We start from the raw sequence: 26,635 nt of genomic DNA, 5'->3' as shown, positions 1-26,635 counted from the left end.
GAGAAGACGAGCGCGGCGCGCTCAGGCGCGCGGCGGCGTCACGCCGGCAGGCGCGAGGCGCGCGGGCGGGCCGGAGAGGCGATCGATACCAATGTCATGCGGCCTCCCCAACGGTTCGAGGGCGAACCCGGCGCGGAACGCGGCGCCGTGACCCGCAACCTGACGGCCAAGCGTGTCAGTTTCAAGACGTCGGCGTGAGCACCGACTCGAGCAGGCCCAGGGCATCACACACCGCTCGGCGCCGGATCTCGGTGCGGCCGAGATCGCCGTACCGGCGCTCGAGGTGGCGCACGGGGGCCTCTCGCGCGGCGAGTCCGAAATGGACGAGGCCGACCGGCTTGTCCGCGCTGCCGCCGCCGGGACCAGCGATGCCGGTGATCGCAACGGCGACGCGGGCGCGGGCATGCGCCAGGGCGCCCTCGGCCATCGCCCGAGCCACCGCCATGCTCACCGCGCCGTGCGCGGCGAGGAGATCGGCCGGCACGCCGATGCTCTCGGTCTTCGCTGCGTTCGAGTAGGTGACGAAGCCGCGCTCGACCACTGCGGAGGAGCCCGGAATTGCGGTGAGCAGGCCGGCGACGAGCCCGCCGGTGCAGGACTCCGCCGTGGCGAGCGTCAGCCCCGCCGCCGCATAGGCGGCGACCAGCGCTTCCGCCCGGGCGAGCAGGGCGGGATCGTCGATCACGAGCGGCGCTCGGCCGTCTCGTCGGCGGCGTTCAGCTCGGCCGTCACCTCGGGCAGCCGCACCGTGGCGGCGGCCTGCGCGGCGAGGCCTTCGGCGCGGCCGACGAAGCCGAGCTTCTCCGTGGTGGTGGCCTTGATCGAGACCGAACTCAGCGGCACGCCGGCGATCTCGGCGATGCGGGCGCGGATCGCCTCGCGGTGGGCGCCGATGCGCGGGGCCTCGGCCAGCACCGTGATGTCGAGATGATCGATCTTGCCGCCCCTGGCCCGCACCAGGTCCACCGCGTGCGCCAGGAAGCGGTCGGAGGCCGCGCCGCGCCACTGCTCGTCGCTCGGTGGGAAATGCGTCCCGATATCGCCGTCGGCGATGGCCCCCAGCAGCGCGTCTGTCAGGGCGTGAAGGGCGACGTCGCCGTCCGAATGGGCGAGCACGCCCCGGTCGGCCGGGATCTTCACGCCGCCGAGCCAGACATGGTCGCCTTCCGTGAAGGCGTGGACGTCGAAGCCGGTGCCGAGGCGGGTGATGTAGGTGGTCATGGAATGGGCCTCGCTCAGGGCGGTGGGGTTTTGGCCGGAGAAGCCGCGATCGGCCTCGATCAGGTCGGCCGGCTGGGTGATCTTGCGGTTGCGCGGGTCGCCTTCGAACACGACGACGGGCAGGCCGGCCCATTCGGCCAGGGCGCCGTCGTCGGTGAAGGCGTGGAGGTCGGCGTCGGCCGCCCGGCGGTGGGCGTCGCGCAGCGGAGCGTAGGCGAAGGACTGGGGCGTCTGCACGGCGCGCAGGCCCTCGCGCTGCGGCGTCTCGCGCACCCGGCCGGTACCGTCGCCGAGATCCTCCACCACCTTGATGGTATCGGTGACGGCGATGCCCGGCACGGCGGCGCCGTGGTCGCGCCCGGCGACCAGCGCGCGCTCGATGAGGGCCACGTCCACGTGCGGGCGGGCGGCGTCGTGGACGAGGACGAGATCCGGCGCGGCGGCTCCGTCGAGGGCCTCGAGCCCGGCGCGGACCGATTGCTGGCGGGTGGCCCCGCCGGGGACCGGCTCGGCGAGCTTGTCCCGGGTGGCGGCGTCGAGGTCGTCGAGGCAGGCGCGGTAGAAGTCGGCAGCGTCCGGCGCGATCACGGGCTGGATGCGGGCGATGCCCGGATGGGCGGCGAGCGCCGTCAGGGTCCGGGTGAGCACGGCCTGGCCGCCGACACGGCGGTACTGCTTCGGGGTGTCGCCGCCGATGCGAATGCCGCGGCCGGCCGCGACAATCACCGCTGCCGCATTCCACGCGGTGCCGGACATGCGTATGCTCCCGCGCTTCGGGTGTGTGAGGATCCACGCACCGACACGTCACCGCGCGTCCGCGATGCGAAGGCCATGGCAACCCGCCGATGGGGTGGCCTGTCGTTTAAGCGCGGGAGAAGCTGAAATCAAATCCACGGAATCGCTTGCGCCGCGAGCCGTTTTGTCTATTTGTTGAGCACAATGTGCGCTGATGATTATTTGAGCTTTCTCCGGGCGGCGGGGGCCGTCGCAGACTCGCCGTCGACCGATGGCCGCCGGCCGGTGCCGGTCCTCCTGGCGCCGCTCTCCGGCGTCACCGACCTGCACGTTCGACGCATCGCGCGCCGCCTCGGGGCGAGCGCGGTCGTCTCCGAGATGGTGGCCGCCGCCGAGCTGGCGCGCGGTGATCAGGAGGCGCAGCTGCGCGCCGAGGGGAGCGGCGTCGATCCCCATATCGTGCAGCTCGCCGGATGCGCGCCGGCGCCGATGGCCGAGGCGGCGCGGATCGCCGAAGCGAACGGCGCCGACGTCGTCGACATCAACATGGGCTGCCCGGCCAAGGTCGTCACCGGCGTCGCCTCGGGCTCGGCCCTGATGCGCGACATCGAGGGAGCGACCCGCATCCTGGCGGCCGTGCGCGGCGCGGTGCGCATCCCCGTCACGGTGAAGATGCGCCTCGGCTGGGATCACGCCAACCTCAATGCACCGGACCTCGCCCGACGGGCCGAGGGGCTCGGGCTGAACGCCGTGACGGTCCACGGCCGGACCCGGCAGCAATTCTACAAGGACCAGGCCGACTGGGGTGCGATCCGGGCGGTGGTCGAGGCGGTGGCGATCCCGGTGATCGCCAACGGCGACATCACCACCCTGGCGGAGGCGCGGGCCTGCCTCGCCCGCTCCGGTGCCGCCGGCCTGATGGTCGGGCGCGCCGCGGTGGGCCGGCCCTGGCTCGTCGGCGCCCTCGCGGCCGGCCTCGCCGGGCGGCCCGCGTCCGTGCTGACAGGCGCCGAGATGGCGGCGCTGGCGGTCGAGCACTACCAGGGGCTGCTCGCCCTCTACGGCCTGCGCATGGGCGTGCGCCACGCCCGCAAGCACCTCGCGGCCTATGCGGAGACCGGCGGCGGCCTCGATCCGGAGGCACGGATGCAGCTACTGACCACCACCGACCCGGCGATCGCCACCGCGCTCCTGGCGCGCGCCTTCACGGACCGGCGCGACCGGGCGATGCCGCAGACCATCGGGGAAGCCGCATGAGTTCTGGTAAGCCGACACCGGGCCGGACCGGCGGCGCGCGAACCGACACCGCCCCCACCAACGAGGCGGTGATCAACGCCCTGCCGCTGCCCGTGCTGACGGTGGGCGCCGACGATCGCATCCTGCACGTCAACCACGCGGGCGAGACGTTCTTCGATCATTCCGCGCGCCTGATGCAGCGGCGCCGCCTCTCGGACATCATCCCCTTCGCCTCGCCGATCATCGCCCTGGTGGCGGAGGTACGGCGGCGGCGCGCCAGCGTCAGCGAGTACGGGGTCGAGCTCGTGCAGCCGCGCTCGGGGCTCGAGCGCAACGTCGACGTGTTCGCGACGCCGCTCGGCGACGACGAGGACGCGGTCGTGCTGATGCTGCAGGAGCGCACCATCGCCGACAAGATGAACCGCCAGCTCACCCACCGCGGGGCAGCCCGCTCCATGGTGGCGCTCGGCGCCATGCTGGCGCACGAGATCAAGAACCCGCTCGCCGGGATCCGGGGGGCGGCGCAGCTCCTCGAGCAGTCCGGCAACGAGGACGACCGCCTCCTGACCCGGCTGATCTGCGACGAGTCCGACCGGATCGTGCGCATCGTCGAGCGCATGGAGCTGTTCGGGGACGAACGCCCGGTCGAGCGCGGCTCGGTCAACGTGCACGGGGTGCTCGACCAGGTGAAGCGCTCGGCGCAGTCGGGCTTTGCCCGCCACATCCGCTTCGTGGAGACCTACGACCCCTCGCTGCCGCCGGTGCTCGGAAATCGCGACCAGCTCGTGCAGGTGATCCTGAACCTCGTGAAGAATGCCGCGGAGGCCATCGGGGCCGATGCGGTCGACGGCGAGATCACCCTGTCGACGGCCTTCCGCACCGGTCTGCGCCTCCAGGTACCGGGCTCGCGCGAGCGGGTGAGCCTGCCCATCGAGGTGGCGGTGCGCGACAACGGCCCCGGCGTCTCGGCGGACCTCCTGCCCGACCTGTTCGATCCCTTCGTCACCACGAAGGCGCAGGGCTCCGGCCTCGGACTTGCATTGGTCGCCAAGATCATCGGCGACCACGGTGGGATCGTCGAGTGCGATCCAGTCCCGCGCCGGACCACCTTTCGTCTTCTTCTCCCCATGTCGAGCGCCCGTGATGGGCGCGAATCGTCCGCGGAGCTGTAGAGTCGCGTCATGCCCAACGGACACATCATCGTCGCGGACGACGACGCCGCCATCCGCACCGTCCTCAACCAGGCGCTGTCGCGGGCCGGGTACGAGGTCCGCTCGACCGGCAACTGCGCGACGCTCTGGCGATGGGTCGCCGAGGGGGCCGGCGACCTCGTGATCACCGACGTGGTGATGCCCGACGAGAACGTCTTCGACCTGCTGCCGCGCATCAAGCGCGTGCGCCCCGAACTGCCGATCATCGTCATGAGTGCGCAGAACACCTTCATGACGGCGATCCGCGCCTCCGAGCGGGGCGCCTACGAGTATCTGCCCAAGCCCTTCGACCTGAAGGAGCTGATCGCCATCGTCGGGCGCGCTCTGTCCCGCCCGCGCGGCACGGCCCCCGCCGGCGCCGACCCGGGCAACGAGGACATCCCGCTCGTCGGGCGCTCGCCGGCCATGCAGGAGATCTACCGGGCCCTGGCCCGGCTGATGCCGACCGACCTCACGGTGATGATCACCGGCGAATCCGGCACCGGCAAGGAGCTGGTCGCCCGGGCGCTGCACGATTACGGCCGCCGCCGCACCGGCCCGTTCGTGCCTGTGAACATGGCCGCCATTCCGCGCGACCTCATCGAGTCCGAGCTGTTCGGCCACGAGAAGGGGGCCTTCACCGGCGCGCTGTCGCGCTCGGCCGGCCGCTTCGAGCAGGCGGAAGGGGGCACGCTGTTCCTCGACGAGATCGGCGACATGCCGATGGAGGCCCAGACGCGTCTCCTGCGCGTGCTGCAGCAGGGCGAGTACACCACCGTCGGCGGCCGCGTGCCGATCAAGACGAATGTCCGCATCATCGCGGCCACCAACAAAGACCTGCGGGTCTCGATCCAGCAGGGCATCTTTCGCGAGGACCTGTTCTTCCGGCTGAACGTCGTGCCGCTGCGGCTACCGGCACTGCGGGAACGCTCCGAGGACGTGCCCGACCTGATCCGTCACTTCTTCGTTCTGGTCGAGCGCGAGGGCTTGAGCCGCAAGCAGCTCGACGGCGAGGCGATGGAGCGGCTGAAGCGCTACCGCTGGCCCGGCAACGTCCGCGAGCTGGAGAACCTCGTGCGGCGCCTCGCGGCGCTCTATCCGCAGGAGACCATCACCGGCCCGGTCATCGAGGCCGAACTCGACACCCTGCCGCTGGCGCAGAGCCAGCCGAACGGCACGTCGGGCGGGCGCAAGCCGAGCGGCGAGGCCGAGACGCTGTCGGGGGCGGTGGAGCGCCACCTCGCCGAGTATTTCGGTGGCTACCGCGACACGCTGCCCCCGCCCGGCCTCTATCACCGCATCCTGCGCGAGATCGAGGGACCGCTGATCGGCGCGGCCCTGGCCGCAACCCGCGGCAACCAGATCCGCGCGGCCGAACTGCTCGGTGTGAACCGCAACACCCTGCGCAAGAAGGTCCGCGACCTCGACCTGCAGGTGTTCCGCAACGCGCGGTGATCCCGCGCGACGCGCACGCACCGGAGGCGCCCCTGTTCCATTTCAGCGAGGACCCGGAGATCCGGGTCTTCGTGCCGCGCCCCGTGCGGGTCGGCATCGCGCGCGGCCCGGAGCGGGCCTGGCTGAACGGTCCGCTGGTCTGGGCGATCGACGCCGCGCACAGCCCGCTCTACCTGTTCCCGCGTGACTGCCCCCGGATCGTGATCTGGCCGAACGCCGGGACGACACCGGAAGACCGTGGGACGTGGTTCGGCGACGTGTCGGCCCGCACCGTCGCCTATGTCGAGGAAGCCTGGGCCGACCGGGTCACCTCCCGGACGATCGAACGCTACCGGATGCCAGCCGCCACCTTCGCGCCGACCGGCGATCCGGGCGCCTGGGTCTCGCGCCAAACGGTCGTTCCGGATGGCCGCGAGACGATCCCGAACCTGCCCGGGGCGTTGGCCGCGGAAGGCGTCGAGCTCCGCTTCGTGCCGCGCCTGGCGCCGCTGGCGGGGGTCTGGCGATCTACCCTGCATGCGAGCGGCATCCGCCTCAGAAACGCGCAGGATTGGGTGACGCCCGAAGGTGGGCCGCCGCGGCCCATCCCCCTTCCGCCCTGATCCCGCACCGGCACAGCGGAACGCGGACGGGTTTCCCCATCCGCGTGTCGATTGGTCGTCTCGAGGCTCGCAGGTTCAGGCCAGGGCCGGCTTGCCCACCAGCCCCGAGGCTTCGGTTTCCCCGAGCCAGCGCCGACGCATGGGCTTGAGCACGAAGTAGGCGAGGATCGCGGTCAGCACGTCGAGGGTGATGATGATCGCGAAGACCGGCAGCCACGAGCCCTGCACGGCGTAGATCCAGGCCGCGATCGGGCCGCCGAACAGCGAGCCGATGCCCTGCGCCATGTAGAGGAAGCCGTAATTCGTCGTGGCGTGCTTCGTGCCGAAAGTGTCGGTGAGGATCGACGGGAAGAGCGAGAAGATCTCGCCCCAGGCAAAGAACACGACGCCGGAGAGGAGCGCGAAGGCGTAGGGATTTTCGCGGAAGACGAGCAGCAGAGCGATCGCCGCCGCCTCGGCCGCGAAGGCGATCCCCATCGTGTTCTCGCGCCCGATCCGGTCGGAGACCCAGCCGAAGAACGGCCGGGTCAGGCCGTTGGTGATGCGGTCGAAGGTCAGTGCGAAGGGCAGGGCGACGAAGCCGAAGATGATCGCGTCGGCGACGCCGAAGTCGCGGGCGAAGGATGCGAAATTCGCCACCACCATCAGGCCGCCCGTCGACATCATCGTCATCATGGCGAACATCAGCCAGAACAGCGGTGTCCGCAGCATCGCCTTCGGGGCCGTGTCGTGTACGCAGGTCGAGAGGTTGACGGCGGGCGCCGGCAGCACCTCGCCGGCGCGGGGCGCGCGCAGGCCCAGCGCCGCCAGGGCGCCGATCGCCCCGAGCACGACGCCGAACACCGTCAGGGTGTGACGATAGCCGTCGGCCGCGAGCATGTCGCTGATGGGGAAGGTGCTCAGCATGGCGCCCATGCCGTAGCCTGCGGCGACCACGCCGACGGCGAAGCCGCGACGGTCGGGAAACCACTTCACCATCAGGCCGATGATGCCGACATAGACGATGCCGGTGCCGAGGCCGCAGAACAATCCGTAGGTGGCGTAGACGCCCAAGAGCGTGTCGACCCGCGCGGCCAGGACCCAGCCGAGGCCGGAGAGGACGGCGCCCAGCGCGATCATCAGCTTGGGGCTGAAGCGATCGATCAGGTAGCCCTGCACCGGCGAGAAGAAGGTCTGCAGCACGATCAGGATCGTGAAGGTCCATTGGATCTGCGGCAGCGTCGAGCCGGTCGTCGCGATCAGCGGTTTGGTGAAGAGGGTCCAGACATATTGCGGGCTGGAGATCGCCATCATGGCGACCAGCCCCAGGCCGAGTTGCAGCCAGCGTTGGCGTGAGAGGGTCGTATCCATTATTCGCTCCTTGCGACGGTCGCCCTCCGCAAGGATGATGCCAGCATTCGGACGAGAGCAAGTCATCGCTCCGCCTGTCTTTCCGCCGCAACCCAGCGGCGAAGACCAGCGGAAGTTACAGCCCCTCGGATCCGCCGTCGGATCTGGGATCATGCACCGCCATGACCGAGCCGTTACTTCGGTGGCGCACCAGCATGCCAGCGTGGCCGAGCGAGTCGATATAGGCGCCGCCGAGTTCTTCGATCTCGTGGCCAAGCTTGCGCAACGCGGCGATGCAGGCCGGATCGAACCGGTCCTCGACCTTCACGGTGAGGGATTCGGCGCCCCAGGTCCGGCCGTAGAGGAGGCGCGGGGCGTCGACGGCGGCGGCCGGGTCCATCCCGTAATCGGCGTAGCGCGCGAAGATCTGCGACTGGAATTGCGGTTGCCCGTCGCCGCCCATGCTGCCGTAGGACATCACGCGGCCGTCGTCGAAGCAGGCGAGCGCCGGAATCAGGGTGTGGAAGGGCCGCCGCCCGGGCTCCAGCGGGTTCACCGCCTTGGCGTCGAGAGAGAACGACGTGCCTCGGTTCTGCCAATGGATGCCGGTCTTCGGCAGGACGATGCCGGAGCCGTATTCCCAGTAGATCGACTGGATGTAGGACACCGCGAGGCCGTCGCGGTCGATGGCCCCCATCCAGACCGTGTCGCCCTCGCCGGGATTGCGCAGCGGGACGCTCGCGGCCCGGCGCATGTCGATCTGCGCCGCCTCGCGGTCCAGCCGTTCCGGGGTGAGGTAGCTGGCGGGATCGACGGCCAGGCGATCGTAGTCGGTGACGATCCGATCGCGGATGGCGAAGGCGCGCTTCGTCGCCTCGATCAGCCCATGGTAATGCGCGGGGGTTTCGGGCCGGTCGATCTGCAGGCGGTCGAAGATGCCGAGGATCAGCAGCGCGGCGATCCCCTGGGTCGGCGGCGGGAAATTGTAGAGCGTGGCATCGCGGCGGCGGACCGAAAGCGGCGCCCGTTCGCGGGGGGCGTAGGCTTCGAGGTCGCCCCGGGTCACCGGCGTCCCGAGCCCGTCGAGATCGGCGGCGATCTCCCGCCCGAGGTCACCCTTGTAGAAATCGTCGAGGCCGGCATGGGCCAACTGGTCCAGGGTAGCGGCCAGTGCCGGCAGCTTGCGGATGGCGCCGGCCGCGAAGGGCTTTCCCCCGTCGAGGAAGGTCTCCGCGAAATGCGGCTGATCGTGCAGTGCATCGAGTTCCTTCGGCACGTAGCGCGCCTCGGAGGGCGAGACCGCGACGCCGTCGCGGGCGTGGCGGATCGCGTCCGCCAGCAACGTCCCCAGGGGGAGGCGGCCACCGAGCGCCTTCGACAGGTCGAGGGCGAGGCGCCAACCGCCGATGGCACCCGCCACGGTGAGCGCCGCATCCGGTCCACGCGACGGCAGAACCTCGTAGCCCTTCTCCCGGTAGCGCCGGATGGTGGCGTTCCGGCCGGCCGGGCCGCAGGCCTCGATGCCGCGCACCCGCCCGCCGCGCTCGCGCACCAGCCAGAAGCCGTCGCCGCCGATGCCGTTCATGTGCGGGTAGACCACCGCGATGGCGGCGGCCATGGCGGTCATCGCCTCGATCGCGTTTCCACCCTGTGCCAGGACGTGCTGACCGGCCTCGGCGGCGAGGCGATGGGGCGCCGCGACGGCGGCCGAGGCGAAGACGGGCGTGTTGGACATTCTGATCTCTGGGTGAGGATGAGACGGAGGATAATGTATTTTCTCGCGCCGTCGAACGGTTCCGCCGCCGGCGCCAGCAGTCCGCCGTGACGTGTGGTGGCGCCCTTTTAGACCGCCGTTGCGCGTCCCGCCTTCGCCGCTCCGGGCCCGATCCGTATTAATTTCGCCACACTGTTGTGGCGACGCATCAGCCATGCCGCCGCTCCGTTCGTCTCACATCTCGAACCCCTCCGGGGAGGATTCCGGCACCGCCGATCAGGCGGACGCCGAGGGCGTCGACCGGCCGCCCGTGGTGGTGCGCGCGCCACCGCGCGGTCCCGGCCTCGTCGGCGCCCTGGTGGTCATCACCGCGCTGGTCTCGGCCATTACCACCTTCCTGATCCTGGCCGGGGTCATCCGGGTCACGCCGACCCCGACGGTGGGACTGACGCTCCTCGGGATCAACGTCTTCCTCGTTCTCGGCCTCGTGGTGATCATCGCCTGGGAGGCGCGGGTCTTCCTCCATGCGCGCCGGACCAACGCCGCCGTGGCGCGGCTGCACACGCGGATCGTCGGCCTCTTCAGCCTGATCGCCATTCTGCCGACGGTCCTGCTGGCGGTCGTGGCGGCGGTGACCATCGATCGCGGCCTGTCCCTGGGCTTCACCGACCGGGTGCGCGACGTGGTGCTCAAATCCGTCGAGGTGGCGGATGCCTACCAGGAGAACCAGTGCCAGAGTCTGGCGCGCGAGATCCGCATCCTCGCCGACGACCTGACCCGGGCGCGGCCGAACTTCGACGTGAATCGCGGCTGGTTCGAGAGCTTCCTCACCACCCGCGCCACCGCCCTCGGCCTGCCTGTCGCCGAAATCATGCGCGGACCCACCGAGGTGGTGGCCCGCGCCAAGATCGATGCCCTCAAGGAGCGGCGCCTGCCCTCCGCGGCGGCCTTCGACGACGCGGCCAAATCGGTCGATCCGATCTGCCTTGTGCCGAGCGAGGGCCGGGTCTTCGCCGCCCTCCTGCGCATGCCGGCCTATGACGGCGCCGTGCTGCTGGTGCAGCGCGAGGTGAGCCAGCTCGCCATCGAATTCCCCGGCGTGTCGCGCGCCGCAGCGGCCGAATACCTGACCTACGACTCCCTTAAGCGCTCGATCCAGATCAGCTTCGCCTCGGTCTTCGCGCTGATCGCGCTGATCGCGCTGCTCTCGGCCGTGTGGTTCGGCCTCAACTTCGCCAACCGCTTCGTCGCACCGATCCGGCGCCTGATCAACGCGGCCGACCAGGTCGCCTCGGGCAACTTCTACGCACAGGTGCCGGCCCGGAAGAGCGACGGCGACCTCGCGCACCTGTCCGAGAGCTTCAACAAGATGACCCAGGAGCTGCGGCGCCAGCACGACGGGCTGACGGCGGCGAGCGACCTCATCGACCGGCGCCGGCGCTTCACCGAGGCGGTGCTGGCCGGCGTTTCGCCCGGCGTCCTCGGCGTCGACGCGGCGGGCCACGTCACCATCGCCAATCCCTCGGTCGAGCGCACCCTGGGCCTGCCCGCCGACGCGATCGTCGGCCAGCCGCTGACCCAGGCCGTGCCCGAGTTGCAGGCGCTGTTCCCCGAGGGCGGCGAGGCTCGTCTGCGCACCATGCAGCAGCAGATCCAGCTCACGCGGGACGGCCGCGAGCGCACCGTGACCGTGCGGGTGACCAGCGAGCAGGCGCAGGGAGGCGCCCGCGGCTTCGTCGTCACCCTCGACGACATCACCGACCTCGTCTCGGCCCAGCGCACCTCGGCCTGGGCGGACGTGGCCCGGCGCATCGCCCACGAGATCAAGAACCCGCTGACCCCGATCCAGCTCTCGGCCGAGCGCATCCGGCGCAAGTACGGCAAGGTCATCACCACCGACAAGGAGGTGTTCGACCAGTGCACGGCGACGATCGTCCGGCAGGTGGACGAGATCAAGCGCATGGTCGACGAGTTCTCGTCCTTCGCGCGGATGCCCAAGCCCGCCATCGCCCGGAACGATCTCAGCGAGATCACCCGCCAGAACCTGTTCATGATGCGCGTGGCGCATCCCGATATGGAGTTCTCGTTCGGCGAGGACGGCGACCAGCCGATCCTGGCGGCCTTCGACATCCGTCTCCTGTCCCAGGCGATCACGAACATCCTGAAGAACGCCGTCGAGGCGGTGCAGGCCGTGCCGGAGGCCGAGCTCGGCCAGGGCCGGGTCGATGTCCGCCTCGTCCTGGAGGACGGCTTCGTGGTCATCGAGGTCACCGATAACGGCAAGGGATTTCCCGCCGAGGGGCGCCAGCGGCTGCTGGAGCCCTATATGACCACCCGCGAGGGTGGCACCGGCCTGGGCCTGGCCATCGTCAGCAAAGTCCTCGAAGAGCATGGCGGCGGGATCGAATTGAACGACAATCCGGATGGTCGGGGCGGGCGCGTGCGCCTGCGCGTCCCGCGCGACGGCGCCGTCGCCCCCGCCCGAGACTCAGCCACCCACACGCCGCCGGAGGGCAAACCCTCCGCGCAGGATGAGAAGGGCGCCGCGCGGACGGCCCCCCCAATCGCGGAGATCCAGTCATGAGCGCCGATATCCTGATCGTCGACGACGAAGCCGACATCCGCGACCTCGTGGCCGGCATCCTCGACGACGAGGGCCACCGCACCCGCACCGCCGGCGGTTCCGACGAGGCCCTGGCCGCCATCGAGTCGCGCCGGCCCCACCTCGTCTTCCTGGACATCTGGCTGCAGGGCTCGCGCCTCGACGGCCTGCAGGTGCTCGACCAGATCAAGGCCGGCCATCCCGATCTGCCGGTGGTGATGATTTCGGGCCACGGCAACATCGAGACCGCCGTCGCCGCGATCAAGGCGGGGGCCTACGACTTCATCGAGAAGCCGTTCAAGGCCGACCGGCTGATCCTCGTGGCCGAGCGGGCTCTCGAAGCCTCCCGCCTCAAGCGCGAGGTCCGCGACCTCAAGGCGCGGTCGGGCCAGGCGAGCCGGCTCGTCGGCGCCTCGGTGGTGGTCAACCAGCTGCGCCAGACCGTGGAGCGGGTGGCGCCCACCAATGCCCGCGTGATGATCCTGGGGGCGCCGGGCTCGGGCAAGGAACTCTCGGCGCGCACGCTCCACGCCCTGTCGTCCCGGGCCAGCGGGCCGTTCGTGGTGATCAACGCCGCCACCATCACCCCGGACACGATGGAGGCCGAGCTGTTCGGCGTCGAGGCGGGCGAGGGCCGGGCGCGCCGGGTCGGCGCCCTCGAGGAGGCCCATGGCGGCTCGCTCTACATCGACGAAGTCGCCGACATGCCGCGTGAGACCCAGAACCGCATCCTGCGGGTGCTGGTCGACCAGAACTTCCAGCGCGTCGGCGGTACCACCCGGGTCCATGTGGACGTGCGCATCATCTCGTCCTCGTCGCGGGACCTCGCCGAGGAGATCGCCGCCGGGCGCTTCCGCGAAGACCTGTTCCACCGCCTGTCGGTGGTGCCGATCCGGGTCCCGTCCCTGTCGGAGCGGCGGGAGGACGTGCCGGAACTGATCGCCTTCTTCATGGAACAGATCTCCGGTGCCACCGGCCTGCCGCGCCGGCGCATCGCCGAGGACGCCATGGCCGTCCTGCAGTCGCACGACTGGCCCGGCAACATCCGCCAGTTGCGCAACAACGTCGAGCGGCTGATGATCCTGACCCACACCGACCCGGATCAGGAGGTGACCTCGGAAATGTTGCCGACCGAGATCGGCGCCCTGGTGCCGACGACCCCGAACGGCTCGGGCGGCGAGAAGCTGATGAGCCTCGCGTTGCGAGAGGCGCGCGAGATCTTCGAGCGCGAATATCTCGTGGCGCAGATCGCCCGGTTCTCGGGCAACATTTCCCGTACCGCGGAATTCATCGGCATGGAGCGCTCCGCGCTCCACCGGAAACTCAAGTCCCTCGGCATAGGGCCCTGAGATCGCGGCGGCGATGCACTTGCATCGTGGGCCCGTTACACGTGTAATGTTCCCGCACCGACGCGGCGTTGTTCGCCATTTCGGTGCCCGCGTGACCAACAGATGAGAACCCGTCATCACGGCGGGCGGCGATGCGAACCAAGGATAAGAAAAAATGGCGGGCGAGCGCGCTCAGAACCTCCAGGACACGTTCCTGAACCATGTTCGCAAGAACAAAATTCCGCTGACAATCTTTCTCGTCAACGGCGTCAAGCTTCAGGGCGTCGTGACGTGGTTCGACAATTTCTGCGTGCTTCTGCGTCGGGACGGTCATTCTCAGCTCGTCTACAAGCACGCGATCTCGACGATCATGCCCGGTCATCCGGTCCAGCTCTTCGAACCCGACGAGACGGCTCCGGAAAAGGCCTGAGATCGCGCGAAACGGCCTCTCTGCGTCCGGAAAGGCTTGCCGCGCCCTTGTCTGGGGCCGGCAAGCGCCCATTGTCCTGAAGACACGCAGGACAGGGTGAAACGAAGACCTTCATGACGGAAACGATGACGCCCGGCGAAGCCCGGCTCCAGGCGATGGCCGCTCCGGAGGGCGATATCGCGGCAGCAACCCACACCCTCGTCGTCGGCCCCTATCTCGGGCGCGCCGCCGCAGCGGCCCGGGGTAATGCCAACGGCAGCCCGGAGGCCCTGCGCTCCACCGAGGCCCGCCTCGACGAGGCCGCCGGCCTCGCGGCCGCGATCGAACTCGACGTGGTCGAAGCCATCGTCGCGCCGGTCCAGCGCATCCGCCCCTCCACCTATCTCGGCAAGGGCCGGGTCGAGGAACTGGCCGGTGTGATCCGCGCCCGCGAAATCGGTCTCGTGGTGATGGACTGCGCCCTCTCGCCGGTCCAGCAGCGCAACCTCGAGAAGGCGTTCGGCTGCAAGGTCATCGACCGGACCGGCCTCATTCTCGAGATCTTCGGGCGCCGCGCCTCGACGCGCGAGGGCACGCTTCAGGTCGAACACGCGCACCTCGCCTACCAGAAGAGTCGCCTCGTACGGTCCTGGACCCACTTGGAGCGCCAGCGCGGCGGCTTCGGCTTCCTCGGCGGCCCCGGCGAGACGCAGATCGAGGCCGACCGGCGCATGATCCAGGAGCGGATGACCAAGATCGAGCGCGAGCTCGACAGCGTCACCCGCACCCGCGGCCTGCACCGGCAGAGCCGCGCCCGGGTGCCGTACCCGATCGTCGCGCTCGTCGGCTACACCAATGCCGGGAAGTCAACGCTGTTCAACACCCTCACCAAGGCCCAGGTGATGGCGCAGGACATGCTGTTCGCCACCCTCGATCCGACGGCGCGGGCGACGAAGCTGCCCCACGGGGAGACGGTGATCCTCTCCGACACGGTGGGCTTCATCTCGGAACTCCCGACCTCCCTGATCGCGGCCTTCCGGGCCACCCTGGAGGACGTGATCCATGCCGACATCCTGTTGCACGTCCGCGACGTCTCCCACGTCGACAGCGCCGCCCAGGCGGAGGATGTCGGTTCGGTGCTGCGCGAACTCGGAATCGAGACGTCCGCCTCGCGCATCATCGAGGTCTGGAACAAGGCCGATCTCCTCGACGTCGACGAGCGCACGCGGCTCCTCAATCTCAGCGGACACGGGCGCAGCGACCGTGACAGCGATGCGCCCGTCCTGGTCTCCGCCCTGACGGGGGAGGGGCTCGGAATGCTCACCGCGCGCATCGAGGCGCGGATCGCCCGCCAGCGCTCCACCTTCGCGGTGATCCTGCCGCCGGAGGACGGCGCCGCCCTGCACTGGCTCTACGAGAATGCCGAGGTGCTGGACCGGCGCGAGGAGGAGGGCGGCACGATGCACCTCGCCATCCGCATCGCGCCGGAGAAGGAGCCGCGCTTTCTCAACCGCTTCGAGGGCGCACGACGCCTCAACCGGGTGAGCTGAGGCCGCATTCGCACTCCGAGGCCTGGAATAACGAAACGCCCGCGANTGTCGGATCGCGGGCGTTCGCGTCAGGTGACGCCGGGTCCCGAAGGGATCAGGGCTGGAGCACGCCGTTGATGACGTGGATGACGCCGTTCGACTGCATCACGTTGGCGGTGGTGACGGTGGCGGTGCTGCCCTTGGCATCGGTCACGTAGACCTTCTTGCCCTTGGTCTGGACGATGAGCGGCGCGCCCTCGACCGTCTTCAGCTGCGCTTCGCCGCCGCCATCCTTCGCGAGCTTCATCAGGTCCTTGGCCGTGTAGGTGCCGGGGACCACGTGGTAGGTCAGGATCTTGGTGAGCGTCACCTTGTTCTCGGGCTTGACCAGGGTCTCGACGGTGCCGGCCGGCAGCTTGGCGAAGGCGGCGTTGGTGGGCGCGAACACCGTGAAGGGGCCGGGGCCGGCCAGGGTGTCGACGAGGCCGGCGGCCTTCACGGCGGCGACCAGCGTGGTGTGGTCCTTCGAGTTCACCGCGTTTTCGACGATGGTCTTCGAGGCGTACATCGGCGCGCCGCCGACCATCGGGTTCTTCGCGAAGGCCGCGACCGGGAAGGCGGCGCCGACCGAGACGGCGAGTACGACGGCGGCGACCCGGGACGCCACCGGACGACGGGGGTGAAGATTGATCATGAAGCGCATCCTCTGAGAAACGGTTGCCCCTTCGAGGGGGGTCAGCGGCCGTTACGGAGCGCCGTGGCAGAAAGTTTCAGATGCAGGAGCGGGCTGGACCGGCTTTGCTGGAATGCCTTGCCGCCGCGCAGCACCGGCGGGCATTTCAGTTGCGGGAAGTCGGCGTTCCCGAACGCAAAAGCCCGCCTGACCATGAGGTCGGACGGGCTTCCCTGGTCTATGCGGCGGCGAGGTCCAGCCTCGCCGCCGGCGTCGAGATCAGTACTTGCGGATGATCGGAGCAGCCGAAGCCACGGCCGGGGTCGGCGAGTACAGCGGAACGACAACGCGGAACCAGCCCTCGGTGGTATCGATCTGATCAGAGGTGCGCGCCACCGTGCGAGCCACGTAAGCCTGGGTCGTGAACAGGCCGAAATCGTAGCCGATGAGGCCACCCAGGAGGAAGCGGCCGCCGCGACCAATGCGGCTGTTCGTGACGCCCACCGGGATGGTCGCAGCGTCTGCATAGAGGAACTTGTCACCCTGCAGGTTGACCGTACCGTAGCCGATGGCACCGATCTCGAACTTGCCGAACTTCTTCGTCGCCGTCAGTTCGAGGTTCAGAGAGTCGGAGATGTTGAACGGACCGCGGGTTCCGAAAGCGTTGTTCCCGCTGAAGGTTGCCGGGCCGTCATAGAAGTTGAGGGTCAGGTTGGCAGTCGCGTTCCAGCCGTCGCCGGTGTAGCTGCCGGCGAGGCCGGCGCGGTAGGTGTTCGAGGCGAGCTGCGTGAGCACAGGCGTGGGAAGAGTAGCACCAGCGTTGTTTCGGATGACGCCACGGTCGCCGTTCAGCTCGTTCAGGTAGGCGCCGAACAGAACGCTGACGCCGAAGTTGCCGCCGAGATCGAAGGCCCAGATGCCGCCGACGAAGGTACCGACGTTGATCGAGAGATCGCGGACGTCGCCACCACGGTTGCCCTTACCGAACACGAAGACGGTCGGAGGAGCGACGAGGAGCTCGACGCGGCCACCGAAGGGGACGAACGGCGTCGACCACACGAGAGCCGGAACGTTGACGGCCGTATCGACGCTGCCGACCGGGCTGTTGTCCCGACCGCGATAGGTGAACGTGTTGATGCCATACACGCCCTCGGGCAGCGGGGCGCCGACCGCGAGGCCGACCGTCTCACCCGGAACCGTGGTGGTCTGCGCGTAGGACGCGGTGGCGGTCATGCTGGCCGTGAGCGCGAGCGCTCCGGCGACGAGCCAGTTCTTCGACATTTTTACTCTTCCTTCCCAAGGATTTCAGGCGTCCGCCGCGTAGCCATCCGAACCATTCTGCCGATGCGCCGCTTGTTCGCAGCTTGTTTGCAGTTGGTTCGGCGGCCCCCCTTGCGGCCCGTTCTCAAGTCTCAACGTCGAGAACTATTCTACAGGACGCCGCGGAAGGACAGCGGAATGCTTGGAAACGGGGCAGTTCGACCCACACCGTTGCGCAAAAGCCGCATTTTCAGTGCAGTGCCGCGGAAGGATTTGTTAACCTTTTGAGCAGGTTGGCGGAGGCGAACACGCTGCTTTCGGAGGCGAGCCCGGCAAAATACCGCTGAACCCTCAAGCTGTTATGGTTACGGTTCCGCGCCGGGAACATCCGGCAAGGATGCCCGGGCCGTTGCGCAGGCCGGTCCTGCGGGTGAACCCGTTTCGGCCGATTGATGCGCCGCGGAACGCCTTGCGGTGGATCCGACCGGGCGAATCGCCCGGTATTGCGGAGCCTGGGCGCGCTATTCGGCGGCGGCGCGGCCCTTCGTGGAGGCAGCCGCCGGCCGCCGGGCCAGGACGTCGCGCAGGAATCGGCCCGTATGGCTCGCCCGCGACTTGGCGATCTGCTCGGGCGTTCCTTCGGCCACGACGACACCGCCGCCGTCGCCGCCTTCGGGACCCATGTCGATGACCCAGTCGGCGGTCTTGATGACTTCGAGGTTGTGCTCGATCACCACGACCGTGTTGCCCTGGTCGACGAGTTCGTGAAGCACCTCCATCAGCTTGGCGACGTCGTGGAAGTGCAGGCCCGTCGTCGGCTCGTCCAGAATGTAGAGCGTACGGCCGGTGGCCCGCTTCGACAGTTCTTTGGAGAGTTTCACGCGCTGGGCCTCGCCGCCCGACAGGGTCGTCGCCTGCTGACCGACCTTGACGTAGCCGAGGCCGACCCGGGCCAGGGTCTCCATCTTCTCGCGGATCGTCGGCACCGCCTTGAACAGGTCGGCGGCCTCCTCGACGGTCATGTCGAGCACGTCGGCGATGGAATGGTCGCGGTACTTCACCTCCAGGGTCTCGCGATCGTAGCGACGGCCCTTGCAGACGTCGCAGGTGACGTAGACGTCCGGCAGGAAGTGCATCTCGATCTTGATCACGCCGTCGCCCGAACAGGCTTCGCAGCGACCGCCCTTCACGTTGAACGAGAACCGCCCGGCCTGATAGCCGCGGGCCTTGGCCTCGGGCAGCCCCGCGAACCAGTCGCGGATCGGCGTGAAGGCGCCCGTGTAGGTGGCCGGGTTGGAGCGCGGCGTGCGGCCGATCGGCGACTGGTCGATGTCGATGACCTTGTCGAGGTGCTCCAGCCCGTCCAGCCGCTCGAAGGGTGCCGGATGCTCCAGAGCGCCATTCAGGGATTTCGCCACCGCCTTGTAGAGCGTGTCGATGATCAGGGTCGACTTCCCGCCGCCGGAGACGCCGGAGATGCAGGTGAAGGTGCCGAGCGGGATCTCCACCGAGACGTTCTTCAGGTTGTTTCCGCGGGCGCCGACGAGGCTGAGCTTGCCCTTGCGGCCCTTACGGCGCGCCGTCGGAACGCGGACGCTCATCTCCCCGGTGAGATACTTGGCGGTGAGCGATGCCGGATTCTTCAGGACCTCCTCGGGGGTCCCCTGGGCGATGATCTGGCCGCCATGGATGCCGGCACCGGGGCCGACATCGACGACGTAATCGGCCTGCAGGATGGCGTCCTCGTCGTGCTCGACCACGATCACCGAGTTGCCGAGGTCGCGCAGGCGCTTCAGCGTGCCGAGCAGGCGCTCGTTGTCGCGCTGGTGCAGACCGATGGACGGCTCGTCGAGGACGTAGAGAACGCCGGTGAGCCCGGAGCCGATCTGCGAGGCGAGGCGGATGCGCTGGCTCTCGCCGCCCGAAAGAGAGCCCGAGCCGCGCGCCAGGGTCAGGTATTCGAGCCCGACATCGATCAGGAAGGTCAGGCGGTCGCGGATCTCCTTGAGGATCCGGAAGGCGATCTCGTTCTGCTTGTCGGTGAGCTTGTCCGGCAGGTCCGAGAACCAGGCGTGGGCGTCGCGCACCGAGAGAGCGGTGATCTCGCCCACATCCTGCATGGCGATCTTGACCGACAGGGCTTCGAGTTTCAGGCGCTTGCCGCCGCAGCTGGCGCAGGGCGTCTCGCTCATGAAGCGCGCGATCTCCTCACGCGAGGTGTCGCTCTCCGTCTCCTTGTAACGCCGCTCCAGGTTCGGGACGACGCCCTCGAAGGGCTTGTTGACCTCGTAGGCCCGCATCCCGTCATCATAGGCGAAGCGCACCGACTCAGCGCCCGTGCCATAGAGGATCACGTCGCGGGCCTTCGCCGGCAGGTCGCCCCACGGCACCGTGGTCTTGAAGCCGTAATGGCGGGCCAGCGCGTCGAGGGTCTGGCCGTAATAGGGCGAGGTCGACTTCGCCCAGGGGCCGACAGCGCCGCGCTTCAGGCTGAGCTTGGCATCCGAGATCACGAGCTCGGGGTCGATCCGCATCTCGTGGCCGATGCCGCCGCAGGTCGGGCAGGCGCCGAAGGGATTGTTGAACGAGAACAGCCGCGGCTCGATCTCCGCGATGGTGAAGCCGGAGACGGGACAGGCGAAGCGCGACGAGAAGGTGATCGCCTCGCGCGGCGCTTCCCCCTGGGGCGTGTCGGCGAACTCGATCAACGCAATGCCGTCGGCGAGCTCCAGCGCCGTCTCGAACGAATCAGCCAGACGGGCGGCGATGTCCGCCCGGACCACGATCCGGTCCACCACCACGTCGATGTCGTGCTTGAGCTTCTTGTCGAGCTTCGGCACGTCGTCGATGGCATGATACTCGCCGTCGACGCGCAGGCGCTGGAAGCCCTTCTTCTGGAATTCGGCGATCTCCTTGCGGTACTCGCCCTTCCGGCCGCGGATCACCGGCGCGAGCAGGTAGAGGCGGCTCTTCTCCGGTAGGGCGAGGACCCGGTCCACCATCTGGCTGACCGTCTGACTCTCGATCGGCAGGCCCGTGGCGGGCGAGTAGGGAATTCCGACCCGCGCCCAGAGCAGGCGCATGTAGTCGTAGATTTCGGTGACCGTGCCGACCGTCGAGCGAGGGTTCTTCGAGGTGGTCTTCTGCTCGATGGAGATCGCCGGCGACAGACCGTCGATCTGGTCGACGTCGGGCTTCGACATCATCTCCAGAAACTGGCGCGCATAGGCCGAGAGGGATTCGACGTAGCGGCGCTGACCCTCCGCATAGATCGTGTCGAAGGCGAGCGACGACTTGCCGGAGCCGGACAACCCAGTGAAGACGACGAGTCGATCCCGCGGAATCGTCAGGTCGATGTTCTTCAGGTTGTGCTCTCGGGCGCCGCGCACCGAGATGACGCGCGCATCGCGGGCGCCGTCGAACAAGGCCTCGATCTTGGCTTCGACCCGCTCGGCCTCGGCTTGCGATTTCTTGGCGGCGGCTTTGGCTTTGGCCATGGAGTCTCTTCGGAAACGTCTGCGGCGCGGAACTCGGTAGGACTCGACCGGAGCCCCCGCGGCATGTCGGGCGCGCCACCACGTCGGGCAAGACGCGCGCCGCGCATATCCGTCCCTCAGCTAGAACAAAATGCGTACGCGGACAACATCGCGAGGCTTTCGAATGGCGCAGAGCGTCGGCCGGGGAGGTGGATGCGAAGGCATGTGCAGATTTCGCACCCGCTGCGACGCTTCGCGGGGCTCCCGATCGTCGACGGCCCGGGACGCATCGACCGGCCCGCGATGGCTGATGGAAGGGATGCGATTGCCGAGATCATCGCGGGCCAGCGCAGGCAAGCAATCGGATGTCCCCAAAGATCCTGTCAAAGTATCTGCACAAAAACTAAGATATCTGATCAAAAAATGAACATGTCTCGGTGTCGAAACGCAACTTTTACCCTCGACATCGAGAAGGAAGGCAACGGTTTCACGCAGGTCTCCTTCCATGTCTTCCGGTCTGCTCTCGTCGCTACGCGCACGCATACTTCTGGTTGCATTGGCGCCATGCCTCGCTTTCGCGCTGGTCGTCGGACTTGCGGTCACCGAGCGAATGGACATGCGAACCCGGATGACGAACGTACAGGCGCTCGTCGGCATGGCGGGGCGCATCAGCGCCCTGGTGCACGAGGTTCAGCGCGAGCGCGGCGCCTCCAGTCTGTATCTCGGCGCCAAGGGCACCCAGTTCCGCGCCGAGCTCGACGCCCAGCGCCTGCGCACCGATGCCGCCCGCAAGGCACTGGATGAAGGTGAGGCCGAGCTCGATCTCGCCGCCGTCGGAGCCGGCGTCGTTCGACGCAACGATGCGCTCAACGAGCAGCTCGGCGGCATCGGTCCCCATCGCATCGCGGTGGACGCGCTCGGGCGGACGCCGGCGCAGAACATGGCGCTGTATTCGGGCGTCATCGCCAACGCGCTCGATCTCGTGCGCGAGGTTTCCCAGGTCGCCGCCAGTGCGGACCTCTCCGCGCGCATCGCCTCCTACTCGTCCTTCATGGCGCTCAAGGAACTCGCGGGACAGGAGCGGGCCGCCGCTTCGGCGATCTTCGGTGCCGGCCGCATCGATCTTTCCGGCCACGAGCGGCTGGCCGGCCTCAACGCCGGCCAGACCATCTACGAATCGCTGTTCCGCCTCGGCGCCGAGCCGGCGCAGGCGGCGCTCCTCGACGCCGGCAAGGCCACGCCCGCGGCCCGGGAAGTCGACCGCCTGCGCCGCCTCGTTCTCGATACGCCCGCCGGTAGCGCGCTCGCCTTCACCGACGCCCCCGCCTGGTTCGGCCTCGCCACCCAGCGCATCGACGCCCTGAAATCCATCGAAGACCGGCTCACCGCCGATCTCGGCACGGCCGCCGGAGCCGCCGGGGCCGCGGCCGAACGGAGCGTCATGCTCTGGATGGCCGTCGGCCTCACGACCCTCGGCCTGTCCTGCGGCCTCGCTTTCGCCTTCGGCACCGCCATCGCCCGTCCGCTCACCCGGATCGCCGCTTCGCTCACGGCGATCGGGCGCGGGGAGGAGGCCGGCACGATCCCGCGGAAAGGCGCCCGCGAGGTCCGCGCCATCGCGGCGGCGGCCCTCGACTTCCAGGCCAGCGTGGCCGAGCGCCGGCGCATCGCCGCCGAGGCGGACCACGTCACCGCCAATGCGGCGGCGGCCCGGCGCGCCGAGATGGTGGCGCTGGCCGATCGCTTCGAGGCTCAGGCGAGCGGCATCGTCGAGGCGGTCTCGGCCGCTTCGAGCCAGCTGGAGACCGCGGCCTATGCGCTGACGCAGGCTGCGAGCGACACCGCATCCCTCAGCGGCTCCGTGGCGGCCGCCTCGAGCGAGACCGCGGCCACGGCCGATACGGTGGCGGCCGCCACCGAAGAGCTGAGCGCCTCGGTGCGCGAGATCGGCAACCGGGTCGAGGCCTCGAGCGCGGTCGCGAACGAGGCCGAGCGCGATGCCGCCCGGATGGCCGAGGACGTGAACCGCCTGGCGCAGGCAGCGAGCAGCATCGGCGAGATCGTCGGCCTGATCAGCAGCATCGCGGCCCAGACGAACCTGCTCGCACTCAATGCCACCATCGAGGCGGCGCGGGCCGGCGAGGCCGGACGGGGCTTCGCCGTCGTCGCAGCGGAGGTGAAGAGCCTCGCGACCCAGACCGCCAAGGCCACCGAGGAGATCGGCGCCAAGGTGTCCGAGATCTCACAATCGACGGACGCGTCCGTGACGGCGATCGGCGGGATCATGGAAGTCATCCAGCGTCTCGGCCGGATCTCGGGCGACGTCGCCGCGGCGGTGGATCAGCAGGAATCGACAACCCGGGAGATTGCCCGCAACACCGTCCTCACGTCCGAAGGGACCCGGGCCGTGTCCGGTCACATCGCCGGCGTCCGCGAGGCGGCGGACTCGGCCCGCAGCGGCTCTGCACAGGTGCTCACGGCTGCGAGCGTCCTCGCCCGTCAGGCCGCGGCCCTGAGGCGCGAAGTCGACGGCTTCCTGGTAACGGTCCGGGCCGCCTGATCCTGGCTAGGGATTGGTCGTCCAAGGGTTGATGATGCGCATCGCCGTCAGCTCGGGCTTGATGGTCGGATCGACGCCGGCGGGCATGACTTTGCGCGCCTGCGCCATCATCTTGCGCGCCTGGTCGGCCGGCATGGCGCCGATCGGAAGCATCATCGCGGCTAGCTGGTTGCGGGTCCGGCGGTCGACGAAATCGGATCGGCCGATGCTCTCGAAATCCCGGGCGCTGTGACGGTCGTCGGGCCGGCCGACGAAGACCTTGGCGCCCTCCTTCATCACCACGATGTCACCCGGGCGAAGGGTCTCGTCCTTCATGAAGGCGGCCGCGGGACCGGCCTTCAGGTCGAGGGGCGTCTGCCGGTCGGTGACCTTGATCTGCAGCGGTTCGGATTTGGGAAGTGCCGCGTAGCGGATCTTCGGTCGCTGGCGGCTGGCAACGCGACGAATCGAGCGGCGGGCCTGCTGGTAGTCAAAATCCGGCGCGGGCGCGGGCGCCACTTGCTGCACCGGACGGGCGGGGGCAAAGAGCAGGTCGAACAGGCCGCCCTCGGCGCTCTGGGCGCTCGCGGGCAGCGTGAGCATCATCAGTCCGAGACCGGGGACGATCAGGGCGCGCGAAGCGGCGGAGAGCGGAATCGTCGGCATCGATGTCTCCGAGTGGGGTGCCCGACTGCGCGCCGAGATGACCCCTTAACAAAAGCACAACCTGAACAGTTCCAAGGTTTTCAAAAGATGGTGAGGGCCGGCCCAAGACTTCGCGAGCATGCGTGCAAGGCCGCGACGAGGATCAAGTCTCCTCGCCTCCGTGCATCGGGAAACCAGGCCTGATGGTCTTCGGCGACCGCCTCGTGCCGCGCCCGCACCAGCTCGCCGCCCGCGATGCGATCCTGGCCGCGCGTGCGGCGGGCCGGACGGGATTCCTGCTCGGCGACACGACCGGGCTCGGCAAGACCCTGTCGGTCTGGAGCGCGGTCGCGGCCATGCCCGAGCGCGAGGTCCTCATCGTCTGCCCCAAGGGCGCGATGCCGCAATGGCGACGCACCATCGCCCTGTCGGGGCTCGGCGAGAAGGCGGTGACGCTGACCAACTACGAGCGCACCAAGGCGCTGATGGCAGCCCCCCCGGCCGCCAACCGGCGCTCGACCCGGGCCAAGAACAACGCGCTCGCGCGGCACGGCACGCCGAAACGGACCTGGCCGCTGGTGGTCTTCGACGAGAGCCACCGCCTCCGGAATCCCTACGCCCAGCAGAGCCTCGTCTGCCGGCAGTTCGCGGACGCGGCGACCTTCACGATCTACCTCAGCGCCACCGCCGGACAGGCTCCTCACGAGCTTTCCTATCTCGGGCGCCTGCTCGGCGAAGCCGCGGGACAGCCGACCGAGACCCTGGCTGAGTTCCGGGGCCTGATGCAGCGGCTCGGGATCGGGCGCGCCAAGGGGCGTTGGACCAACTGGTCCTGGGAGGCGAACCCGCGCGACTGCACGGTGATGGCCGACCTGCTGTTCACGGGGACGCGCGCGATCGGCCTGCGCCGGCGCCCCGGCGACATCGCGGGCTGGCCGGAGGTGCAGCGCGCCCTGAGCGCAGTCGCCCTCGGCCCGTCGGAGCGCCGACTCTACGACGCGACCTGGCGGGAATTCCGCCGGGAATGGGGGCTCCTCGGCGGCAGCACCCGCAGGCCGGTGGGCTGGGCGGCGGACCTGCGCTTCCGCCAGAAGGCCAGCCTGATTCGGGTCTCCGGCAGCACCGCCTTCGCCGATCTCCTGATGGAGGACGGCCACGCGGTCGCGATCTCGGTGGCCTTCCTGGAGACGGCCGCCGCGCTGGTGGAGGCCCTGCGCGCGGCGGGCTGGCGGGCCGACGCGATCACCGGCACGCAGTCGGGCGACGCCAACGAGGCGGTGCGGCTCGCCTTCCAGACAGGCGGGCTCGACGCCGTGGTCTTCACGGTGACGGAATCGATCTCCCTGCACGCCCACGAGTTGCCGGGCGGCGAGAGACCCCGCGCGCTGATCGTCCACGACCTGCGCCACAGCGCGATCCAGCTCGCGCAGATCGAGGGCCGCTGCCACCGGGACGGGCAGCGGGCGACGATCCACTACGCCCTCGCGGAGGGCACGGTGGAGGAGAGCATCGCCGCCACCGTCGTCGGCCGCATGGCCTCGATGGACGCCATGGCGGGCGAGGACACCACGCTCATCGACGCCATCGCAAAGGCCATCGCCGCGGTGCAGGCGAGCGAGGCGGCCTGAGGCCGATCGCGTTCCGCTGGAACGGGATCGAACCGCCACGGTTGTGGCCATCAGGGATCCGTCCGCAGCGGGCGCATGCCTGAAACGAATCCGCACGCGACGAACCTGCACGCGACGAGAGGACCCGATCCGATGGCACGACCGACGCCGAGCCTTGCCCGCCTCATCAGCGAGGGTCTGCGCCACGGCGGCGACCTCGTCGGGCAGGAACTCGAGCTGATGCGGCGGGAGACGGACGGAAACATCCGCGCCATCCTCGGCCTCGTCGCCCGCTTCGGCACCGCGCTCACCCTGGTGGTCGCCGCCCTGGTGATGCTGTTCGTGGCGCTGGTGAAGGGGCTTGCCGCCCTGATCGGGTCGGAGATCGCGGCCGCGCTGATCGTCGGGGCGCCCTTCGCAGGAATCGCTCTGGTCCTGATGGTGCTGGGGCTGCGCCGGATGGATCGCTCCAACCTGCTGCCGCGCCGCTTCGAGCGTCAGGTGGAGAAGGACGCCGCCCTGGTGACGGGCCGCGTCGCCGACTGAGTCTCAGGCCTTCCGCACCGTGCCGAGAAGCGCGTCCTTGTCGACGCCGAGCGCCGCGGCGATCTCGGCCAGGGCAGCGTGCTCCGCCTCGCTGATCCCGGCCTGGTCTGCGACGTCGGCGGCGATCAGGAACACGCTGGTGCGCTGGACGATCTCGCGCTCCGCGATGGCGGCGACGAAATGCAGGTTCTCGGCGCGGCCGGCGCGTGTGCGGGCGCGGGCGATGCCCTCGAACAGCTCGGATTCCAGCTTCAGGGTGTCGTAGCCCCGCTCGAGGATCGGGTTGGCGCGCATGCCGGCCAGCGCCACTTCGATCTCCTCCTCGTCGATCTCGTAATCGGCCAGGATCACGTTGGCCGAGGCCGAGACCGCCGCCTCCATCAGTACCCGGTCGCCGAGATAGGCCCCCATGGTCTGGGAAAAGCGCCCGACGAACTCCTGAAACACACCCATCCGGTTCCCCGAAGATCCTTGTGGAGGACGGGACCCGGACCCGACCGGACCGCCCCGCGACAGCGCTTTCGCATCAAAAGCTTGGC

20 protein-coding genes are annotated in these 26,635 nt (G+C 69.2%); 11 read left to right on the top strand and 9 right to left on the bottom strand.

Annotated elements, in window-relative coordinates:
• Window positions 1-181: 181 nt before the first annotated feature.
• Entirely contained in the window at window positions 182-685 is a 504-nt protein-coding gene (locus ACLBWX_RS02860) for a CinA family protein (protein ID WP_447675580.1), read from the bottom strand.
• The gene (locus ACLBWX_RS02855; protein ID WP_447675579.1) at window positions 682-1,977 is read right to left on the bottom strand and encodes a bifunctional 2-C-methyl-D-erythritol 4-phosphate cytidylyltransferase/2-C-methyl-D-erythritol 2,4-cyclodiphosphate synthase; all 1,296 of its coding nucleotides are present in this window, start codon (window positions 1,975-1,977) and stop codon (window positions 682-684) included. The genes ACLBWX_RS02860 and ACLBWX_RS02855 overlap by 4 nt, the downstream gene beginning before the upstream one ends.
• A gap of 183 nt (window positions 1,978-2,160) precedes the next feature.
• Here ACLBWX_RS02855 and dusB point away from each other — a divergent pair, with 183 nt between their 5' ends.
• From dusB to ACLBWX_RS02835, 4 genes are read left to right on the top strand one after another with little or no spacing between them, the layout of a single operon-like run.
• Window positions 2,161-3,213 (top strand): tRNA dihydrouridine synthase DusB, encoded by a 1,053-nt coding sequence (gene dusB / locus ACLBWX_RS02850; RefSeq protein ID WP_447675578.1) that lies wholly within the window; start codon window positions 2,161-2,163, stop codon window positions 3,211-3,213.
• Window positions 3,210-4,364, top strand: coding sequence for a two-component system sensor histidine kinase NtrB (locus ACLBWX_RS02845; protein WP_447675577.1), 1,155 nt, complete (start codon window positions 3,210-3,212; stop codon window positions 4,362-4,364). Before dusB ends, ACLBWX_RS02845 begins: the two co-directional genes overlap by 4 nt.
• A 9-nt stretch (window positions 4,365-4,373) precedes the next feature.
• Complete coding sequence (gene ntrC / locus ACLBWX_RS02840; protein ID WP_447675576.1) at window positions 4,374-5,837, top strand: nitrogen regulation protein NR(I); 1,464 nt, start codon at window positions 4,374-4,376, stop codon at window positions 5,835-5,837.
• Window positions 5,834-6,439, top strand: coding sequence for a DUF6886 family protein (locus ACLBWX_RS02835; protein ID WP_447675575.1), 606 nt, complete (start codon window positions 5,834-5,836; stop codon window positions 6,437-6,439). The genes ntrC and ACLBWX_RS02835 overlap by 4 nt, the downstream gene beginning before the upstream one ends.
• 75 nt (window positions 6,440-6,514) lie before the next feature.
• Here the strand turns inward: ACLBWX_RS02835 and oxlT are convergent, their stop codons facing one another.
• Together oxlT and ACLBWX_RS02825 are read right to left on the bottom strand one after the other, a co-directional pair.
• Window positions 6,515-7,789, bottom strand: coding sequence for an oxalate/formate MFS antiporter (oxlT, locus tag ACLBWX_RS02830; RefSeq protein WP_447675574.1), 1,275 nt, complete (start codon window positions 7,787-7,789; stop codon window positions 6,515-6,517).
• A 115-nt stretch (window positions 7,790-7,904) separates the two neighbouring features.
• Window positions 7,905-9,503, bottom strand: a complete 1,599-nt coding sequence (locus ACLBWX_RS02825) for a gamma-glutamyltransferase family protein (protein ID WP_447675573.1) — start codon at window positions 9,501-9,503, stop codon at window positions 7,905-7,907.
• Window positions 9,504-9,696: 193 nt separating this feature from the next.
• Here ACLBWX_RS02825 and ACLBWX_RS02820 point away from each other — a divergent pair, with 193 nt between their 5' ends.
• The 4 genes from ACLBWX_RS02820 (at window position 9,697) to hflX (ending at window position 15,371) form a co-directional block, all read left to right on the top strand.
• Window positions 9,697-12,066: an ATP-binding protein gene (locus ACLBWX_RS02820; protein ID WP_447675572.1), complete on the top strand. Its 2,370-nt coding sequence runs from the start codon at window positions 9,697-9,699 to the stop codon at window positions 12,064-12,066.
• A complete protein-coding gene (ntrX, locus tag ACLBWX_RS02815; protein ID WP_056474719.1) occupies window positions 12,063-13,433 on the top strand; it encodes a nitrogen assimilation response regulator NtrX in 1,371 nt (456 codons plus the stop codon). Before ACLBWX_RS02820 ends, ntrX begins: the two co-directional genes overlap by 4 nt.
• 154 nt (window positions 13,434-13,587) lie before the next feature.
• Complete coding sequence (gene hfq / locus ACLBWX_RS02810) at window positions 13,588-13,842, top strand: RNA chaperone Hfq (protein WP_003600267.1); 255 nt, start codon at window positions 13,588-13,590, stop codon at window positions 13,840-13,842.
• Window positions 13,843-13,955: 113 nt separating this feature from the next.
• Complete coding sequence (gene hflX, locus ACLBWX_RS02805; protein WP_447675571.1) at window positions 13,956-15,371, top strand: GTPase HflX; 1,416 nt, start codon at window positions 13,956-13,958, stop codon at window positions 15,369-15,371.
• 94 nt (window positions 15,372-15,465) lie between these two features.
• Here the strand turns inward: hflX and ACLBWX_RS02800 are convergent, their stop codons facing one another.
• From ACLBWX_RS02800 to uvrA, 3 genes are all read right to left on the bottom strand, one after another.
• Window positions 15,466-16,044 carry a fasciclin domain-containing protein gene (locus ACLBWX_RS02800; RefSeq protein WP_447675570.1) on the bottom strand — a complete coding sequence of 193 codons (579 nt, stop codon included), beginning with the start codon at window positions 16,042-16,044 and terminating at the stop codon, window positions 15,466-15,468.
• A gap of 258 nt (window positions 16,045-16,302) precedes the next feature.
• Window positions 16,303-17,304: a hypothetical protein gene (locus ACLBWX_RS02795; RefSeq protein ID WP_056474713.1), complete on the bottom strand. Its 1,002-nt coding sequence runs from the start codon at window positions 17,302-17,304 to the stop codon at window positions 16,303-16,305.
• A 500-nt stretch (window positions 17,305-17,804) separates the two neighbouring features.
• On the bottom strand, window positions 17,805-20,780 hold the full coding sequence (uvrA, locus tag ACLBWX_RS02790) for an excinuclease ABC subunit UvrA (RefSeq protein ID WP_447675569.1): 2,976 nt from the start codon (window positions 20,778-20,780) through the stop codon (window positions 17,805-17,807).
• Window positions 20,781-21,264: 484 nt separating this feature from the next.
• Between uvrA and ACLBWX_RS02785 the strand changes: the two genes are divergently transcribed.
• Complete coding sequence (locus ACLBWX_RS02785) at window positions 21,265-23,319, top strand: methyl-accepting chemotaxis protein (protein WP_447675568.1); 2,055 nt, start codon at window positions 21,265-21,267, stop codon at window positions 23,317-23,319.
• A 6-nt stretch (window positions 23,320-23,325) separates the two neighbouring features.
• On the opposite strand, the gene ACLBWX_RS02780 is transcribed toward ACLBWX_RS02785, so the two are convergent.
• The gene (locus tag ACLBWX_RS02780; protein ID WP_447675567.1) at window positions 23,326-23,964 is read right to left on the bottom strand and encodes a hypothetical protein; all 639 of its coding nucleotides are present in this window, start codon (window positions 23,962-23,964) and stop codon (window positions 23,326-23,328) included.
• Window positions 23,965-24,146: 182 nt separating this feature from the next.
• Between ACLBWX_RS02780 and ACLBWX_RS02775 the strand changes: the two genes are divergently transcribed.
• Both ACLBWX_RS02775 and ACLBWX_RS02770 read left to right on the top strand, forming a co-directional pair.
• A complete protein-coding gene (locus ACLBWX_RS02775) occupies window positions 24,147-25,571 on the top strand; it encodes a DEAD/DEAH box helicase family protein (RefSeq protein ID WP_447675566.1) in 1,425 nt (474 codons plus the stop codon).
• A gap of 132 nt (window positions 25,572-25,703) precedes the next feature.
• Entirely contained in the window at window positions 25,704-26,096 is a 393-nt protein-coding gene (locus ACLBWX_RS02770; RefSeq protein ID WP_447675565.1) for a phage holin family protein, read from the top strand.
• A gap of 3 nt (window positions 26,097-26,099) precedes the next feature.
• Here the strand turns inward: ACLBWX_RS02770 and ACLBWX_RS02765 are convergent, their stop codons facing one another.
• On the bottom strand, window positions 26,100-26,549 hold the full coding sequence (locus tag ACLBWX_RS02765) for a Tellurite resistance protein TerB (RefSeq protein WP_447675564.1): 450 nt from the start codon (window positions 26,547-26,549) through the stop codon (window positions 26,100-26,102).
• Window positions 26,550-26,635: the final 86 nt, after the last annotated feature.

Source organism: Methylobacterium sp. M6A4_1b, assembly GCF_053345175.1.
This window is presented reverse-complemented; position numbering and strand designations above follow the sequence as displayed.

Excerpts from the sequence above, each read along its gene's own strand:
- ntrC (WP_447675576.1), top strand. The coding sequence starts at position 4,374 with ATGCCCAACGGACACATCATCGTCGCGGACGACGACGCCGCCATCCGC.
- oxlT (WP_447675574.1), bottom strand. The coding sequence starts at position 7,789 with ATGGATACGACCCTCTCACGCCAACGCTGGCTGCAACTCGGCCTGGGG.
- dusB (WP_447675578.1), top strand. The coding sequence starts at position 2,161 with ATGTGCGCTGATGATTATTTGAGCTTTCTCCGGGCGGCGGGGGCCGTC.
- ACLBWX_RS02785 (WP_447675568.1), top strand. The coding sequence starts at position 21,265 with ATGTCTTCCGGTCTGCTCTCGTCGCTACGCGCACGCATACTTCTGGTT.
- uvrA (WP_447675569.1), bottom strand. The coding sequence starts at position 20,780 with ATGGCCAAAGCCAAAGCCGCCGCCAAGAAATCGCAAGCCGAGGCCGAG.
- ACLBWX_RS02800 (WP_447675570.1), bottom strand. The coding sequence starts at position 16,044 with ATGATCAATCTTCACCCCCGTCGTCCGGTGGCGTCCCGGGTCGCCGCC.
- hfq (WP_003600267.1), top strand. The coding sequence starts at position 13,588 with ATGGCGGGCGAGCGCGCTCAGAACCTCCAGGACACGTTCCTGAACCAT.
- ACLBWX_RS02795 (WP_056474713.1), bottom strand. The coding sequence starts at position 17,304 with ATGTCGAAGAACTGGCTCGTCGCCGGAGCGCTCGCGCTCACGGCCAGC.
- ACLBWX_RS02765 (WP_447675564.1), bottom strand. The coding sequence starts at position 26,549 with ATGGGTGTGTTTCAGGAGTTCGTCGGGCGCTTTTCCCAGACCATGGGG.
- ACLBWX_RS02780 (WP_447675567.1), bottom strand. The coding sequence starts at position 23,964 with ATGCCGACGATTCCGCTCTCCGCCGCTTCGCGCGCCCTGATCGTCCCC.
- ACLBWX_RS02770 (WP_447675565.1), top strand. The coding sequence starts at position 25,704 with ATGGCACGACCGACGCCGAGCCTTGCCCGCCTCATCAGCGAGGGTCTG.
- ACLBWX_RS02845 (WP_447675577.1), top strand. The coding sequence starts at position 3,210 with ATGAGTTCTGGTAAGCCGACACCGGGCCGGACCGGCGGCGCGCGAACC.
- ACLBWX_RS02775 (WP_447675566.1), top strand. The coding sequence starts at position 24,147 with ATGGTCTTCGGCGACCGCCTCGTGCCGCGCCCGCACCAGCTCGCCGCC.
- ACLBWX_RS02855 (WP_447675579.1), bottom strand. The coding sequence starts at position 1,977 with ATGTCCGGCACCGCGTGGAATGCGGCAGCGGTGATTGTCGCGGCCGGC.
- ntrX (WP_056474719.1), top strand. The coding sequence starts at position 12,063 with ATGAGCGCCGATATCCTGATCGTCGACGACGAAGCCGACATCCGCGAC.
- ACLBWX_RS02820 (WP_447675572.1), top strand. The coding sequence starts at position 9,697 with ATGCCGCCGCTCCGTTCGTCTCACATCTCGAACCCCTCCGGGGAGGAT.
- hflX (WP_447675571.1), top strand. The coding sequence starts at position 13,956 with ATGACGGAAACGATGACGCCCGGCGAAGCCCGGCTCCAGGCGATGGCC.
- ACLBWX_RS02825 (WP_447675573.1), bottom strand. The coding sequence starts at position 9,503 with ATGTCCAACACGCCCGTCTTCGCCTCGGCCGCCGTCGCGGCGCCCCAT.